15 protein-coding genes are annotated in these 15047 nt (G+C 71.0%); 10 read left to right on the top strand and 5 right to left on the bottom strand.

All coding sequences use genetic code 11. The annotated features are described in order from the left end of the window. The first annotated feature begins 4 nt into the window (after window positions 1-4). The 7 genes from E4V99_RS15410 to lnt all read left to right on the top strand — a co-directional run bounded on the left by E4V99_RS15410 (window position 5) and on the right by lnt (window position 8213). The gene (locus E4V99_RS15410; RefSeq protein ID WP_135065956.1) at window positions 5-952 is read left to right on the top strand and encodes an FKBP-type peptidyl-prolyl cis-trans isomerase; all 948 of its coding nucleotides are present in this window, start codon (window positions 5-7) and stop codon (window positions 950-952) included. Window positions 953-1037: 85 nt separating this feature from the next. After that, window positions 1038-2030: a WYL domain-containing protein gene (locus E4V99_RS15405; RefSeq protein ID WP_135065960.1), complete on the top strand. Its 993-nt coding sequence runs from the start codon at window positions 1038-1040 to the stop codon at window positions 2028-2030. Continuing rightward, on the top strand, window positions 2027-2998 hold the full coding sequence (locus E4V99_RS15400; protein ID WP_135065963.1) for a WYL domain-containing protein: 972 nt from the start codon (window positions 2027-2029) through the stop codon (window positions 2996-2998). Before E4V99_RS15405 ends, E4V99_RS15400 begins: the two co-directional genes overlap by 4 nt. 80 nt (window positions 2999-3078) lie before the next feature. Further along, the gene (gene tatA, locus E4V99_RS15395) at window positions 3079-3330 is read left to right on the top strand and encodes a twin-arginine translocase TatA/TatE family subunit (RefSeq protein ID WP_135065966.1); all 252 of its coding nucleotides are present in this window, start codon (window positions 3079-3081) and stop codon (window positions 3328-3330) included. A 72-nt stretch (window positions 3331-3402) separates the two neighbouring features. Beyond that, window positions 3403-4161 carry a twin-arginine translocase subunit TatC gene (gene tatC, locus E4V99_RS15390; protein WP_135065969.1) on the top strand — a complete coding sequence of 253 codons (759 nt, stop codon included), beginning with the start codon at window positions 3403-3405 and terminating at the stop codon, window positions 4159-4161. After that, on the top strand, window positions 4158-6644 hold the full coding sequence (locus E4V99_RS15385) for a DEAD/DEAH box helicase (protein WP_135117773.1): 2487 nt from the start codon (window positions 4158-4160) through the stop codon (window positions 6642-6644). Before tatC ends, E4V99_RS15385 begins: the two co-directional genes overlap by 4 nt. A 39-nt stretch (window positions 6645-6683) precedes the next feature. Then, complete coding sequence (gene lnt, locus E4V99_RS15380; RefSeq protein ID WP_135117772.1) at window positions 6684-8213, top strand: apolipoprotein N-acyltransferase; 1530 nt, start codon at window positions 6684-6686, stop codon at window positions 8211-8213. Window positions 8214-8288: 75 nt separating this feature from the next. On the opposite strand, the gene E4V99_RS15375 is transcribed toward lnt, so the two are convergent. From E4V99_RS15375 to E4V99_RS15360, 4 genes are all read right to left on the bottom strand, one after another. Further along, a complete protein-coding gene (locus E4V99_RS15375; RefSeq protein WP_135065978.1) occupies window positions 8289-8666 on the bottom strand; it encodes an RNA polymerase-binding protein RbpA in 378 nt (125 codons plus the stop codon). Between the two features lie 106 nt (window positions 8667-8772). Further along, window positions 8773-9549, bottom strand: coding sequence for a glycerophosphodiester phosphodiesterase family protein (locus tag E4V99_RS15370; RefSeq protein ID WP_135065981.1), 777 nt, complete (start codon window positions 9547-9549; stop codon window positions 8773-8775). 2 nt (window positions 9550-9551) lie between these two features. Beyond that, window positions 9552-10625, bottom strand: a complete 1074-nt coding sequence (locus E4V99_RS15365) for an SPFH domain-containing protein (RefSeq protein WP_135065984.1) — start codon at window positions 10623-10625, stop codon at window positions 9552-9554. Continuing rightward, window positions 10622-11095: an NfeD family protein gene (locus tag E4V99_RS15360; protein WP_240742868.1), complete on the bottom strand. Its 474-nt coding sequence runs from the start codon at window positions 11093-11095 to the stop codon at window positions 10622-10624. Before E4V99_RS15360 ends, E4V99_RS15365 begins: the two co-directional genes overlap by 4 nt. A gap of 119 nt (window positions 11096-11214) precedes the next feature. Here E4V99_RS15360 and E4V99_RS15355 point away from each other — a divergent pair, with 119 nt between their 5' ends. The 3 genes from E4V99_RS15355 to E4V99_RS15345 are packed head-to-tail and all read left to right on the top strand — an operon-like array spanning window position 11215 to window position 14505. Continuing rightward, window positions 11215-11979 carry an SDR family oxidoreductase gene (locus E4V99_RS15355; protein ID WP_135117771.1) on the top strand — a complete coding sequence of 255 codons (765 nt, stop codon included), beginning with the start codon at window positions 11215-11217 and terminating at the stop codon, window positions 11977-11979. Window positions 11980-11981: 2 nt separating this feature from the next. Next, window positions 11982-13976: a S9 family peptidase gene (locus E4V99_RS15350; RefSeq protein ID WP_135117770.1), complete on the top strand. Its 1995-nt coding sequence runs from the start codon at window positions 11982-11984 to the stop codon at window positions 13974-13976. A 46-nt stretch (window positions 13977-14022) separates the two neighbouring features. Further along, the gene (locus E4V99_RS15345; RefSeq protein WP_135117769.1) at window positions 14023-14505 is read left to right on the top strand and encodes a GNAT family N-acetyltransferase; all 483 of its coding nucleotides are present in this window, start codon (window positions 14023-14025) and stop codon (window positions 14503-14505) included. Here E4V99_RS15345 and E4V99_RS15340 read toward each other — a convergent pair. Further along, window positions 14480-15037: a DUF308 domain-containing protein gene (locus E4V99_RS15340; protein WP_135065997.1), complete on the bottom strand. Its 558-nt coding sequence runs from the start codon at window positions 15035-15037 to the stop codon at window positions 14480-14482. The genes E4V99_RS15345 and E4V99_RS15340 overlap by 26 nt on opposite strands. Window positions 15038-15047 lie beyond the last annotated feature (10 nt).

Here is a 15047-nt window from a genome sequence, read left to right as displayed (position 1 = left end):
TCCGGTGCGCAGAACCCCCGCTCTCCTCACCGCCACGGCATTGATCGCCGTGGGTCTCGTCGGCTGCTCGACATCGCCGGAGGCCTCCTGCAACCCCACGCAAGGGGCCAGTGGGGCGCTGGATCTGGTCGAGGTGACCGGGGCCGCCGACTCCGAGCCGCGCGTGGACGTGCGCACGCCGTTCCATGTCGATTCCACCGTCTCGAAGGTGATCGAGCGCGGCGACGGCGCGGCCATCGAGGACGAGAACCAGCTCGTGGTGCTCGACATCACCATCAGCGGCGGCGAGACCGGCGAGACGGTCATCGCGACGCCCTACAACGGCGACCTCACGCGCGCGTTCAGCCTCTCGGAGTGGCTCCAGGGCTTCCCCGGACTCGTCGACGCGCTCGAGTGCGTGACCGAGGGCTCGCGCGTGGTCGTCGGACTGGCCCCGGACAGCCTGGCCGAGGGGGCCGCACCAAGCCTGGGCCTGGCCGAGGACGAATCGGCCGTCGCGGTCGTCGACGTGCGGAAGGTGTACCTCCCCAAGGCCGACGGCGCCGATCAGTTCATCGAGGGCCACGGACTTCCCACCGTCGTGCGTGCGCCCGACGGTCGCCCCGGCATCATCGTTCCCGAGGCGACGCCTCCGGCAGAAGTCACCGTCGAGGTGCTCAAGCGCGGAGACGGCCCCGAGGTGACCGCCGACGACGTCGCACTGGCGCACTCCACGGGCGTCGTGTGGGAGACCGGCGAGGTCTTCGACACCACGTGGAACTCCGCGCCCCGCGCCGTGTCGGAGCAGACCCTTCCCCCCGCGGTCGTATCGGCCCTGGAAGGCCAGACGGTTGGCTCGCAGGTGCTCGTCGTCCTCCCGCCGGAGGAAGGCTTCGGAGATCAGCAGCAGGGCGCCATCCCCGGCGGATCATCGCTGGTCTACGTCATCGACATCCTCGGCATCGAAGGCTGATCACGGCCGCCGGGCGGCCACCCCGCGCACCGTCGAGCCACGCCGCAGGCGTGACCGGCGACGGCTCCGACCCTAGGATGACAAGGTGCCTACGCGACCGGTGAAGAACGCCCCTGAGGAGCGCCTGGTCAACCTCGTGGTGGCGCTCATGGCCACCGAGCAGGGGCTGACCAAAGACACGATCCTGTCCTCCGTCGCCGGGTACCGCGAGCAGGCTGAGGCCGGCGCATCCAAGGATGCGCTGGAGAAGATGTTCGAGCGCGACAAGGAGAGCCTGCGCGGCCTCGGCGTGCCCATCGAGACGATCGGCGACTACGCCGACCCCGACGACCTGCGCGAGGCGCGCTACCGCGTGCCCACCGCCGAGTACGCCCTGCCCGCCGACATCACCTTCACCCCCGCAGAGGTCGCGCTGCTGAACATCGCCGGCAGCGTGTGGGGGTCGGAGTCGATGTCCGCCGACGCGCGCAGCGGCCTCCGCAAGATCCGGGCGCTGGGAATCCCGGTGGACGAGCCGATCATCGGCTACGCGCCGCGGATCAGCCTGCGCGACCCCGCGTTCCCCGCCCTGCAGTCCGCGATCGAGCAGAGCCGCATCGTGCGCTTCCCCTACCTGCGCCCGGGCGACCGGGCAGCGCGGGAGCGGCGCATCCGTCCCCTCGCCCTGGTGGAGTACGAGGCGCGGTGGCACGTGTTCGGCCATGACCTCAATATCGACGCCGAGCGCACGTTCCTCCTCGCCCGTATCGTCGGCGACGTCCAGATCACGCGCGACCGGTTCGACCCGGCGCTGCGCCAGGATGCGGGGGAGCGGGCGCTGTCCGGACTGCAGGCGGTCGCCGCCTCCCAGACGGCGCTGCTGGAGGTGCACCCCGGCACCGAGGCGGCCCTGCGCCTCCAGCGCCGTGCGACGCCGGCCGAGCAGGGGATCCGCGTACCGTACGTGGACGTGCACGTGTTCGCCGATGAACTGGCCTCGTACGGCCCGGAGGTGCGCGTCGTGGCGCCCGTGGAGCTGCGCGACCAGGTGATCCGTCGCCTGGAGGCGACGCTGCGCCTGCACGGAGACGCCGCATGAGCGCCCGCAAGCCCATGCTGGCCACCGACCGGGCGGCACTCATGCTGCAGCTCGTGCCGTACCTCATCGGCAAGGGCGAGGTGTCGATCGCCGAGGCCGCCGAGGAGTTCGAGGTGACCCCCGAGCAGATGCGCGCCATGGTGGAGCGCCTCACCGTCATCGGTCTGCCCGGCGAAGGCGGTTTCTGGCAGCTCCCGAACGAGCTGTTCGACATCGACTGGGATCTGCTGGACTCGCAGGATGTCATCTCCATCACCAACACCGTCGGTCTGGAGAGGTCACCGCGTCTGACGGCGCGCGAGGCGGCGGCGCTCCTCGCCGGTCTCCAGCTGGCCCGCACGCTCCCGGGCGTGGGGACGAACGAGCTCGTCAACGGCCTGCTCGCCAAGCTCGCCCGCGGAGCCTCCGCCACGCCCGCCGACGTCATCGTGGCCCCCGGGCCCGTCGACGGCGTCCGGGACGTGGTCGACGAGGCCCTGCGGCGGCGGGTCGCGGTGTCGTTCACCTACAAGGCCCCGGACGCCCCCGCCACCACCCGCACCGTCGACCCGGTCAAGGTGCACATCGCGAGCGGCCAGTGGTACCTGCAGGGGTGGTGTCACATGCGCGAGGCGATGCGCACGTTCCACCTCGAGCGGGCGAGCGGGTTCACCCTCACCGACATCCCCATCACGCACGGTGCGGAGCCGGTGCCCGCGCTGTTTGAACCGGGCGAGAACGACGTGGTGGCGCGCATCCGTTTCCCCGCGGCCCTCGCGCCCCTGCTGGGCGACTACCTGGATCGGGCCGCGACCCAGAAGGCGGGCTCGGTCATGTCGGCGACGCTGCACGTCGCCGACGAACACAGCCTCAAACGCCTCGCCGCTCGGCGCGGAGGAGACGTGGAGATCCTCGACCCGCCGGCAGCCCGATGCGCGGCAGCCGCCTGGGCGCAGGCCGGTCTCGCGCAGTATCGCGGCGAGGGCTGATCGCCGCACCGCTGTGCTTCGGCCGCCGCGGCGGCACGAGAGTTACACTGGAGGAATCCCGTCACCCTCGAGGAGATCTCATGCTCGGCAACGCGTTCGGCCCTTGGCACCTCCTGATCATCCTCGCTGTCATCCTGCTTCTGTTCGGCGCGGCCAAGCTCCCCGCGCTCGCGAAGAGCATGGGGCAGTCGGCACGTGTGTTCCGCGGCGAGATCAAGGCGATGAAGCAGGACGATCCCACCGACACGGCGTCGGCGGACCGCCCCGACGCGCGCACGACGGCGAACAGCACGGCGGACCGGCCCGGCGGGACGCCCGACTCCACCCCCTGACCCGTCGTGGTCGCGACCGATCCGCCACGGGTGGGGGAACAACCCGGCAAGCCGCGACGGCGTGACCGTCGCATGTCGCTCGGCCAGCATCTCATCGAGCTGCGCAAGCGGCTGATGATCGCCGCGGCGGCGCTGGTCGTGGGCATGGTCATCGCGTTCTTCATCACCGACGGGGTGATCGACGTGCTCACCGAGCCCATCCGCACCGTCGCCGCCGATCGGGGCACCGACCTCGTCGCCCTCAACTTCGACACCGTGACGTCGGCGTTCGACATGCGCATGCGGATCGCCTTTGCGATCGGCCTGCTGCTGTCGGCGCCGATCTGGATGTGGCAGATCTGGGCGTTCATCATGCCGGGGCTCACGCCCAAGGAGACCCGCTACACGGTCGGCTTCGTCGCCGCCGCCGTGCCGTTGTTCTTCGGCGGGTGCGTCGTCGGGGTGATCATCATGCCGCACATCATCGAACTGATGGCCACCTTCGTCCCCGACCAGGGGGCGCAGCTGTTCACCGCCGTCACGTACTACGACTTCGTCTTCAAGCTCCTCATCGTGATCGGCGTCGCGTTCGTGCTGCCGGTCTTCCTCGTGGCGCTGAACCTCGCCGGCGTCATGAGCGGGAGGGCGATCCTGAAGGGCTGGCGCGTGGCCGTGCTCGTCGCCACGATCTTCGCCGCCCTGGCCACCCCCGCCGCCGATGTCGTGAGCATGCTGCTGCTGGCCGGCATCCTCGTCGTGCTGTTCTTCGCCGCGGCCGGCCTGTCGATGCTCTTCGATCGTCGGCGCCGACGCCGGGAGAGCGCACTCCTTCCCCCGGAGACCGCCGCGTGAGTCAGCCCAGCCCCGCCGAGCGCTTCGCCCGTGCGTCGCAGCGTGCACAGCATCCGCTCACCACGGAGTTCGCCGCGATGCAGCGTTTCGAGCTCGACGATTTCCAGATCGCCGGATGCCAGGCGCTGGAGGAGGGCCGCAGCGTTCTGGTGGCCGCCCCCACGGGGGCGGGCAAGACGATCGTGGGCGAGTTCGCCGTGCACCTGGCGATGCAGGAGCCGGGGGAGAAGGCGTTCTACACGACGCCCATGAAGGCGCTGTCGAACCAGAAGTTCAGGGAGCTCGTCGACGTGTACGGCCCCGACGAAGTGGGCCTCCTCACGGGCGACACCAACATCAACGGCTCCGCGCGGATCGTCGTGATGACCACCGAGGTGCTGCGGAACATGCTGTACGCAGACTCGTCGGCCCTGCGCGGACTCCGGTACGTCGTCATGGATGAGGTGCACTACCTCGCCGACCGGTTCCGGGGCGCGGTGTGGGAGGAGGTCATCATCCACCTGCCTCCGTCGGTGCGCCTGGTGTCGCTGTCGGCGACGGTCTCCAACGCCGAGGAGTTCGGCGATTGGCTGGACACCGTGCGCGGCGACACGCAGGTGATCGTCTCCGAGGTGCGCCCGGTGCCGCTGGAGCAGCATGTGCTCGTGCGCGGTGACCTCCTGCCGCTCTTCGACGACCGGGCGGGTGTCGCCACCGCCCAGGTCAACCAGGAGCTCCTGCGCATCCGATCCGGATCCGGGGCGACCTACGAGAACAACCGGCGCAGCCAGGCGTACCGTTCGGGCCGGCAGGCGGGGACCATCCCGCAGGGGCGCCGGGGCCCGCGCCCGGGTCAGCGCCCGGTGCGCTCGGCGAACTTCCAGCGCTTCGAACGGCTCGACCGCCCCCAGGTGGTCGACCTGCTCGCCCGCTCCAACCTGCTGCCGGCGATCTTCTTCATCTTCAGCCGCGCCGGCTGCGACGGCGCGGTGCAGCAGGTGCGGCGGGCGAACCTGCGGCTGACCACGGCGGAGGAGCGGCAGGAGATCCGCGAGATCGTGGAGGAACGCACCCGTACGCTGCGCGAGGAGGACCTCGCGGTGCTGGGCTTCTGGGAGTGGCGCGACAACCTGGAGCGCGGCGTCGCCGCGCACCACGCCGGCCTTCTGCCGGCGTTCAAGGAGGTCGTGGAGGAGCTGTTCCAGCGCAAGCTCGTCAAGGCCGTCTTCGCGACGGAGACCCTCGCGCTGGGCATCAACATGCCCGCCCGCACGGTCGTGCTGGAAAAGCTCGAGAAGTTCAACGGCGAGGCGCGCGTGGCGATCACGTCGGGGGAGTACACACAGCTCACCGGCCGTGCCGGGCGTCGGGGCATCGACGTGGAGGGCCACGCCGTCATCCAGTGGACCGAGGGACTGGATCCGCAGTCGGTGGCGGCCCTCGCCTCGCGGCGCACCTACCCGCTGAACTCCAGCTTCCGCCCCACCTACAACATGGCCGTGAACCTCATCGACCAGTTCGGCCGATCGCGGGCGCGCGAGATCCTGGAGTCCTCCTTCGCGCAGTTCCAGGCCGACCGGGCCGTCGTGGGGCTCGCCCGGCAGGTGCGGGAGGCGGAGGAATCGCTGGCCGGGTACGAGCAGGCCATGACGTGCGACCGCGGCGACTTCCGGGAGTACTCCGCGATCCGCCGCGAGCTCTCCGATCTGGAGAAGCTCAACCGCCGCGACGCCACCGCGTCCCGCGTGACGCGGGAGAAGCGGCAGCGCGAGCTGCAGTCGCTGCGCAAGCGCATGCAGCGCCACCCCGCCCACTCGTGTCCCGATCGGGAGAACCACGCCCGCTGGGCGGAGCGGTACTGGAAGCTGAAGCGTTCGACCGACAAGCTCCGTTCCCAGATCCGCTCCCGCACCGGCACCGTGGCGCGCACGTTCGACCGCGTCGTGGATGTGCTCACCGAGCTGCAGTACGTCGTCGTGGACGACGACGGCACGACGCGGTTGACGCCGGCGGGGCGCACGATGCGCCGCATCTACGGCCAGCGCGACCTACTCGTGGCGGAGTCGCTGCGGCGGGGCCTGTGGAGCGGGCTGGATGCGCCGGCGATGGCGGCGATCGCGTGCTCGCTCGTGTACGAGCCGCGCCGCGACGACGCCGGCCCCGGCGAGCACGGGCTGCCGCGCGGCGTCTTCCGGCCGGCGCTGGATGCCACGCAGACGTTGTGGCAGGAGCTCGACGACCTCGAACGGGAGCATCGCCTCCCGGGTACCGAGCCGATCGCGGCGGGTCTGGCCGGCGCGATGCACCAGTGGGCCCGAGGGGGACCGCTGGACCAGGTGCTCGTGGACGCCGACATGGCCGCGGGCGACTTCGTCCGCTGGGCGAAGCAGACCATCGACCTGCTCGACCAGCTCTCCCTCGTCGCCGACGGCCCCGTCGCCACGGTCGCCCGCCGGGCCCTGGACGGGGTTCGGCGCGGCATCGTCGCCTATTCCACCGTCTGACACAGCCTCCGGTCAGCATCCCGCGGTTAGGGTCGAAGCGTGCCCCGACCCCGTCCGCCGCTGCCGTTGTGGGCCGCGGTGCTCACCGCCGCCGTCGGCGGGATCGCGCTGGATGCGGCGTTCCCCGACATCGGCGTGTGGCCGCTGGTGTTCGTGGGTGTCGCGTTCGCCCTCGTGTCCCTGATGGGGCGGAGCGTCGGCGGCGCTCTGCTGGTGGGTGCGGTGTTCGGCGCCGCGTTCTGGTTCGTGCACGTGTCGTGGGCGACGCGCTACCTGGGCGTCGTGCCGTGGCTCGCCCTCGCCGGCGTGGAAACGGTCTTCTGGGCCGTGGGGTCGGTGCCGATCGCCCTCGCCTACCGGTGGCTCCCACGCATCCTTCCGGGCCGTTGGGCGCAGCTGACCGCGCTGCCCGCGCTCGTGGCCGGCCTGTGGACGATGCGCGAGCTGTGGACCGGTTCGTGGCCGTATACGGGCTTTCCGTGGGGCCGCATCGGCATGAGCCTGTCCGAGAGCCCCCTTTCCGGCATCGCGTCGTGGACGGGGGTCGCCGGGCTGACCTTCCTCGTCGTCGCCTTCACCGCAGCCGTGGTGGAGTGGCTGCGCGCAGCCCGTTTCCGCGACGTGCGGACGGCTCTGCCCGCTGCTGCCCTCGGTGTGCTGCTGGTCGCCCTGCCGGCCTTCCCCACGACGCCGGCGGGGACGCTCAGGGTGGGCAGCGTGCAGGGCAACGGGCCGAGCGGATACTTCGATCCCCGCGGGCCCGGCGATCTGGTCAACGCCCAGCTGGCGGCCACGGCGCCGCTGATGGGGGAGGAGCTCGACCTGCTGGTGTGGCCCGAGGGCGGCGTGGACTCCGACCCGCTGCAGACCCGCGGCACGGCCCGCACGCTCGATGCCCTGTCCGAGCGCATCGGGGCGCCCCTGCTCATCAACGCCGCCACCGGGCGCGGTGCCGACGTGTTCAACACGTCGATGCTGTGGACGGCCGAGGACGGGCCCGGACAACTGCACGACAAGACGCATCCCGTGCCGTTCGGCGAGTGGGTGCCGGACCGGTGGTTCTTCGAGATGATCGTGCCGGATCTGGTCGGCCTCATCGGACGCGAGTACACCCCCGGGACGAATCCGCCCGTCCTCGATCTGGACGGTGTCCCCATCGGCCTGGCCATCTGCTTCGACGTCATCTACGACGACGTCATCTGGGAGGGGGCGCGCGACGGCGCCCAGCTGTACGTCTTCCAGACCAACAACGCCGACTTCCGCGACACCGACGAGAACCTGCAGCAGCTCGCCGCCGCGCGCATGCGGGCGATCGAGACGGGCCGCTCGGTCGTGAACATCTCCACGGTGGGCACGAGCCAGGTGATCGCTCCGGACGGTGCTGTGATCGACGCGCTGCCCGCGGGGGAGGCGGGGGCGATGCTCACCGATGTGCCGCTGCGCGAAGGCCTTACGCCGGCTTCGGTCGTCGGACCGGCCGTTCAGGTGATCCTGGGATGGGGGAGCCTGCTGGCGATCCTGGTCCTGGGCGCGCTGGCCTTCTGGCGAGAGCGCCGCGCGCGGAGCTGAGAACCGCCGACGAGGTGTCGCCGGTGAACGACGATGCCGGCCCCCGAAGGGACCGGCATCAGGGTGGGCCTGCGCTCAGGCCGAGAGCTTTTCCGGGGCGCTGCCGCCTCCCCGGCGCGCACGGATGTAGGCGAGGCGCTCTTCGAGAAGTTCCTCGAGCTCGGGGAGCGTGCGCCGCTCGAGCAGCATGTCCCAGTGCGTGCGGGGCGCCTTGTCCTCGCTGTGGTCGACGGTGGCAGTGCCTTCGCCGATGCGCAGCAGCGCCTCGGCGCCGCACGTGCGGCACTCCCAGGACGGGGGCACCTCCGCGTCGGCGGCGAATGTCAGTGTCGTGTCACGTGCACAGGACGTGCAGGTGTAGGTGTGCTGTGTACGGTCGTGAAAAACGACGCCCTCTTCGCTCTGTAGGCTCTGGGCGCCGAGTCGCACTCCGCGAAGACTGCGGTCTGCCATTGTGTGGTCCTCTCGTCGCTGTTCAGGTATAACGCTCCGCGCTGAGGGAACCATCCGAACGGGACCTGCTCATCAGGCATTCACAGAGGATGCTCAGGGGGATTCTTCAGGCGGACAGGGCGAGCGCGACGTCGGCGCGGTCGGTGACCAGACCATCCACTCCCGCGCGCCGCAGGCGCCGCATGTCCTCCGGATCGTTGACCGTCCAGACGTGCACCTCGACGTCGTGCGCGTGCGCGGCGTCCAGCAGCCGGGGCGTCAGCACACGCAGACGCCGATGCCGCTCAGGGATCTGCAGCGCGTCCAGCCCCCGCAGCGCCGTGTCGGTCGCCCGACGGCTGCGTACGGTCAGCGCCGCCAGCAGGCGGCCGAGGGTGCGGGAACCGGGGGAGGTGGCCGGGAGGATCGGCGCGCCCGCCCGTTCGGCGGCGGCGAGGGCCGCCAGTCGCCGCTCGTCGGAGAAGCTCGTGAGGAGCACGCGCTCGGCGTGCGGCGCGACCAGTCGGCCCACCGCCTCCTCCGCGCCGTCCGCCTTCACGTCCAGGTTGAACCGCACCTCGGGGAAGGCATCCAGCGCCTGCTCGAGCGTCAAGAGGCCGCCGCGGTCGGCCAGCAGGTCGGCCAGCTCGTGCAGGCGCAGGTCGGCGACGCGGCGCGGGTCGCCGGCGATGCGGGAGAGGTCGTCGTCGTGCAGGAGCACGACGACCCCGTCGGCGGTCAAGTGGCAGTCGGATTCGACGAACTCGACTCCCGCGGCGTGGGCGGCGGCCACGGCGGCGAAGGAGTTGTCGACGACTCCTGCGGCCGCCGCATCCGGGGTCACGAGGCCGCGGTGGGCCAGGACCCGCGGCGTTCGCGCGCCGCGGAGGTAGGGGTGGACCATGGCTACGCCGGAGCGCCGGGGGCCATGTCGTCGGTGCCGCTGGGGACGCTCGAGCGAGCCTGGGCGGCGATGTCGTCGGCAGCGGACGCCGCCTCGCGCGCAGCGGCGACGGCTTCGTCCGCGCCGCCGCGGGGAGGTGCGGACTGCGGGGCCCGCGCGGCACGGCGAAGCGCAGGCTCGGGCTGGCGCCCGCCGAACGCGTCGCCGATGCCTTTGAGCGCCTCGGTGAGCTCGCTCGGGATGATCCACAGCTTGCTCGACGGGCTCTCGCTGATCTTCGGCAGGGTCTGCAGGTACTGGTAGGCGAGGAGCTTCTCGTCCGGGTCGCCGGCGTGGATGGCGTGGAACACCATCTGGATCGCCTCCGACTCGCCCTGGGCGCGCAGCACCGCGGCCTGCTTGTCGCCTTCGGCGCGGAGGATCTCCGCCTGCCGGCGGCCCTCCGCTTCCAGGATCTGCGACTGCTTCGAACCCTCCGCCGTGAGGATGGCCGCACGACGGTCGCGCTCGGCGCGCATCTGCTTCTCCATGGAGTCCTGGATGGAGTGCGGCGGATCGATGGCCTTGAGCTCGACGCGGCCGACGCGGATACCCCACTTGCCCGTGGCCTCGTCCAGCACGACGCGGAGCTGGCCGTTGATGTTGTCGCGGCTGGTGAGGGCCTCTTCGAGGTTCAGACCACCGACGACGTTGCGCAGCGTCGTGGTGGTCAGCTGCTCGACCGCGCCGAGGTAGTTCGCGATCTCGTACGTGGCCGCGCGGGCGTCGGTGACCTGGAAGTAGACGACTGTGTCGATGGAGACGACGAGGTTGTCCTCGGTGATCACCGGCTGCGGCGGGAAGGACACGACCTGCTCGCGCATGTCGATGAGCGGCCGGACGCGGTCGATGAACGGCACGAGCAGGTTCAGACCGGGCGTGAGGGTCTTGTGGTAGCGGCCGAGCCGCTCGACCACGCCGGCGTTGGCCTGCGGGATGATCCGGATGCTGCGGAAGATCACCACGAGCACGAAGATCAGAACGGCGATCGCCAGCGCCCAGCCGATCACGGCGGGGACGACCTCTTGTGCGCTCATTCGGTCAGCTCCTGCGGTCGTGGGCGGACGTAGGCGGTGGCACCGTCGATGCGCGCCACCCGGACGGGCGTGCCGGGCTCGATCTCGCCCTGGCCGTCGCTGCGGGCGGTCCAGATGTCGCCGTTGGCGAGCTTGACCTGCCCGGCGAACGTGGAGACGGTCGCCAGGACGCGGCCATCCAGTCCCAGCAGCGCGTCGACGTTGGACGGACGGGTGTCGGAGCCGCGGTGCAGGCGTTTCAGCAGCGGTGGCCGTAAGGCCAGCAGCAGGACCGCGGCCACGGCGGCGGCGAGGATCACCTGGAGCCACAGCGGTGCGCCCAGGAGGTCGGAGCCCAGGCCGGCGAGTCCGCCGATCGAGAGCATCAGGAAGGTCAGATCGAGCGTGAGCATCTCGATGACCAGGCAGATCAGCATGAGCACGAGCCAGCCGATCCATGCCCATTGCGCGATGTTCTGGAGTAGCTCCACGGTGGGCCTCCCCTCTTTCCGAACGTACCATGCGGGGTGTGCGCAGGGCCCGGATTGGTAGGGTCGAACAGCCGTGCGCGACTACCGCGGCGCGGCTCCCGTCGAACCAGGAGACCCCCGTGCCCCAGATCCTTCCGCCCGACTCGCTCCGGGGTAAGACCGCACTCGTGACCGGATCCTCCCGCGGTATCGGGGCTGACACGGCGCGCTATCTCGCGGAGGCGGGCGCGAACGTCGTGGTGAACTACCGCAACAAGGCGCCGCGGGCCGAGAAGCTCGGTGCAGAGCTGCGCGGTCTGGGCGTCGAGGTCCTCGTGGTGGGCGCCGACCTGACCGACTCCGACTCGGTGCAGGCGATGTTCGACGAGGTGCAGCGCGCATTCGGCAGCCTGGACATCCTCGTGCTGAACGCCTCCGGCGGCATGGAGGCGGGCATGGGCGAGGATTACGCGCTCGCGCTGAACCGTGACGCGCAGGTGCGCGTGCTCGAGACGGCGATGCCGCTCCTCGGCGACGGGTCCCGGGTCGTGTTCGTGACGAGCCATCAGGCCCACTTCATCCGCACGACGCCGACGATGCCCGAGTACGAGCCCGTCGCCCTCTCCAAGCGCGCGGGGGAGGACGCGCTGCGGGAGTTCGTCCCCGAGCTGGCCGAGCGCGGCATCGGCTTCGTCGTGGTCTCGGGCGACATGATCGAGGGCACCATCACCGCGACACTTCTCGAGCGTGCCAACCCCGGTGCGATCGCTTCGCGTCGGGAATCGGCCGGTCGCCTCTACAATGTGTCGGAGTTCGCCGCCGAGGTCGCCCGCGCCGCGGTGGAGCCGGTACCCGCCGACAACACGCGGCTGATCGGCGACACGTCGTCATTCGGGCAGGAGTGACGATGCGCGCCGACGACATCGAGGCCCTCGTCTCCCTCGGACGTCCCGCCATCGCCCGCGACGCCTCGTTCGCGATCGTGGCATCCTCGCGTCCCGACATCGCCGCGAACCGCAACGTCGGGCAGCTGTGGCGCATCGCGCTTCCCGACGGAAAGCCGCGCCGGCTCACCCGCGGCACGGCGGATGCGGCGCCGGAGATCGCGCGCGACGGCACCAGGGTGGGGTTCCTGCGCGCAGACGCCAAGGGGCGCCCGCAGATCTTCGTCGTGGCATCCGGGGGAGGGGAGCCGGTGCAGGCCACCGACGCGCCCTCCGGCGTCGAGGCGTTCGCGTGGTCGCCCGACGGCACGCGCCTGGCCTACACCGCCCGCATCGCCGAGAACGGCCGCTACGGCACCGTGGAGGGGCTGGATGCGACAGCCGAAGCGCCGCGTCGCATCACGGCCATCCGGTGGAACGCCAACGGCCTGGGCTACCTCGCCGACCGCCCCGCGCAGCTGTTCGTCGTGGACGCGCCCGACCTCGAGGCGGAGCCCTTCTACGAGCCGGCCCCGCGCGTGCTCGCCGAGGGTGAGGAGGCGCCGGCCAAGCCGGTCGTGACGTCCGAGGCGGTCGCCCTGACGGAGGGCCCGGTCAGCTGGGGCGCACCGGCCTGGACCGCCGATGGGCGCGAGATCCTGGTCGTCCCCGACGTGCTCGAGCACGATGCGCCCGACCTGCGGCGACCGGTCGTGGCCGTCGCCGTCGAAGGCAGCGCGACGCGAGAGGTCGTTCCCACGGCGGCGAATCTCGACGTGAACGACGTGGCCGTCGCCGACGACGGCACGGTCTTCCTGCTCGCCAACGACGTCGGCCCCCGCGGTCTGGACTTCGTCGCGCCGGGAGTGGCGCTGTGGATCGTGGCCGACAACGGCCCCCGCATCCTCACCGATCCCGAGACGATCGATCTCGGCGAGGTCGGCAGCCGGGCGACCCCGATCGGATCCGACGTCCTCGTGCAGGACCGCACGCGCGGCCGAGTGCGGCTGCTGCGCATCACGCGGGACGGCGACGTCACCGAGGTCCTCGGCGGCGACGTGGAGGTCGCGGGAGTCGCGGCGGCGGGGGAGCGGATCATCGCTTCCGTCAGCACTCCGGAGTCCCTCGGGGAGCTCGTGCTGATCGATGGCGCAGGATCGCCGCGCGTGATCACTGACTTCGGTGCCGCCCTCACGCGGGCGGGCCTGGTCGCGCCGCGCGAGCTGGAGGTGCCCGCGCGCGACGGCTACCCCGTGCACGGCTGGATCGCCACCCCGGAGGGGGAGGGTCCCTTCCCGGTGCTGCTGCAGATCCACGGCGGCCCCTACGCCACCTACGGGGTGCACGCGTTCGACGAGACGCAGGTGCTCGTGGACGCCGGCTACGCCGTCGTCTACTGCAACCCGCGCGGCAGTGCCGGCTACGGGCGGTCGCACGGCCGCGCCATCCGCGGGGCCATGGGCACCGTCGACTACACCGACATCATGGACTTCCTCGACGGCGCTCTGGCAGCCGATGAGCGCTTGGACGCCGATCGCGTCGGCGTGATGGGCGGATCGTACGGCGGCTACATGACGGCGTGGATCATCGCGCACGAGTCGCGCTTCGCCGGCGCGATCGTGGAGCGGGGGTTCCTGGACCCGGTGTCGTTCCAGGGGACGAGCGACATCGGCACGTTCTTCGGCGACGAGTACGTGGGGACGGACCCCGACGCCATGCGGGCGCAGAGCCCCATGGCGGTCGTTGACCGCGTGACCACTCCGACCCTGGTGATCCATTCGGAGCTCGACTTCCGCTGCCCGCTGGAGCAGGCGACGCGGTACTACAGCGCGCTCAAGCGTCAGGGCACCGAGGTGGAGATGCTCATCTTCCCGGGGGAGAACCACGAGCTCACGCGCGGCGGGCAGCCCCGTCACCGCGTCGAGCGGTTCGCGGCGATCCTGGACTGGTGGGCCCGTCACCTGCCCACCGGCACGTGACCGGAATCGGGTCGAGTCGGAGGTCTCGCCGCCGTACCCTGACGGCATGACGATCGACATACGAACCATCGCCGCCGGCGACGAGGCCGGATGGTGCGAGCTCTACGAGGGCTACCGGGCGTTCTACGAGATCCCGTCCGACGCGACGGCGGTGAGGACGGCGTGGGAGTGGGTGGCAGCAGGGGAGCACGGGTTCATCGGGCTCGTCGCGGTCGACGATGGGCGGATTGTGGGGCTGGCGAATCTCCGTCGGTTCGCCCGACCTTCCACGGCGGGGATGGGTCTGTACCTCGATGACCTGTTCACGGCCCCCGATGCACGCGGTTCCGGCGTGGCTACCGCACTGCTGAAACGGGCGGGGGAGATCGCGGCGCAGGAGGGCGCGAACGTCGTCCGCTGGATCACCGCGGAAGATAACGCCACCGCGCGCCGCGTGTACGACACGGTGGCATCGGCCACCCCCTGGGTCACCTACGACATGCAGCCGGCGGCGCGCACGGGAGTCACAGACGACTCCGGCCGAACATGAACGCGCGCACGATCTGGAGGACCCCGAGCACGATGAGTCCGATGCCGAGGAACACCCACAGCAGCGCCACGTAGGCCGGTGTGAACACGAGGACGATGCCGGCGAGGATGCTGACGATCGCGAAGAAGATCGTCCAGCCCTTCGATGCCGCGTCGCCCAGCGTGGAGAGGGAGACGACGCCCTCGACGATCCACAGGATTCCCACGAAGACGCCCAGGAAGACGGCGAATCCGACCGTCGCCGCAGCGAGGTTGATCAGAGCCACCACGCCCGCGACGACGAAGAGAACGCCCAGAGCGATGTAACCCACGCGGCCCCACCCGCCGAGGGCGCGCGAGAAGATGCCGAGCGCGGCATACACCAGCCCTGCCACGATCGTCCAGATGGCGATGATGGCGACGGCGACCTCCGCGGTACGCCCGGGCCACACGAGGATGAGGATTCCCACGATGAGCGACAGCGCACCGCTGACGCCCAGGGCGGTGCGGATCGAGGTCACGGCGCCGCGCTCGAAGGACGTGTCCAGAGACATGGCACCCTCC

It is taken from the genome of Microbacterium sp. dk485 (genome assembly GCF_004570445.1).
Taxonomy (GTDB): Bacteria; Actinomycetota; Actinomycetes; order Actinomycetales; family Microbacteriaceae; genus Microbacterium; species Microbacterium wangchenii.
The sequence above is the reverse complement of the archived record's forward strand: the minus strand, read 5'-3'. Positions and strand labels throughout refer to the sequence as shown.

Excerpts from the sequence above, each read along its gene's own strand:
- E4V99_RS15345 (WP_135117769.1), top strand. The coding sequence starts at position 14,023 with ATGACGATCGACATACGAACCATCGCCGCCGGCGACGAGGCCGGATGG.
- E4V99_RS15370 (WP_135065981.1), bottom strand. The coding sequence starts at position 9,549 with ATGGTCCACCCCTACCTCCGCGGCGCGCGAACGCCGCGGGTCCTGGCC.
- E4V99_RS15365 (WP_135065984.1), bottom strand. The coding sequence starts at position 10,625 with ATGAGCGCACAAGAGGTCGTCCCCGCCGTGATCGGCTGGGCGCTGGCG.
- E4V99_RS15340 (WP_135065997.1), bottom strand. The coding sequence starts at position 15,037 with ATGTCTCTGGACACGTCCTTCGAGCGCGGCGCCGTGACCTCGATCCGC.
- E4V99_RS15400 (WP_135065963.1), top strand. The coding sequence starts at position 2,027 with ATGAGCGCCCGCAAGCCCATGCTGGCCACCGACCGGGCGGCACTCATG.
- E4V99_RS15375 (WP_135065978.1), bottom strand. The coding sequence starts at position 8,666 with ATGGCAGACCGCAGTCTTCGCGGAGTGCGACTCGGCGCCCAGAGCCTA.
- E4V99_RS15350 (WP_135117770.1), top strand. The coding sequence starts at position 11,982 with ATGCGCGCCGACGACATCGAGGCCCTCGTCTCCCTCGGACGTCCCGCC.
- tatC (WP_135065969.1), top strand. The coding sequence starts at position 3,403 with ATGTCGCTCGGCCAGCATCTCATCGAGCTGCGCAAGCGGCTGATGATC.
- tatA (WP_135065966.1), top strand. The coding sequence starts at position 3,079 with ATGCTCGGCAACGCGTTCGGCCCTTGGCACCTCCTGATCATCCTCGCT.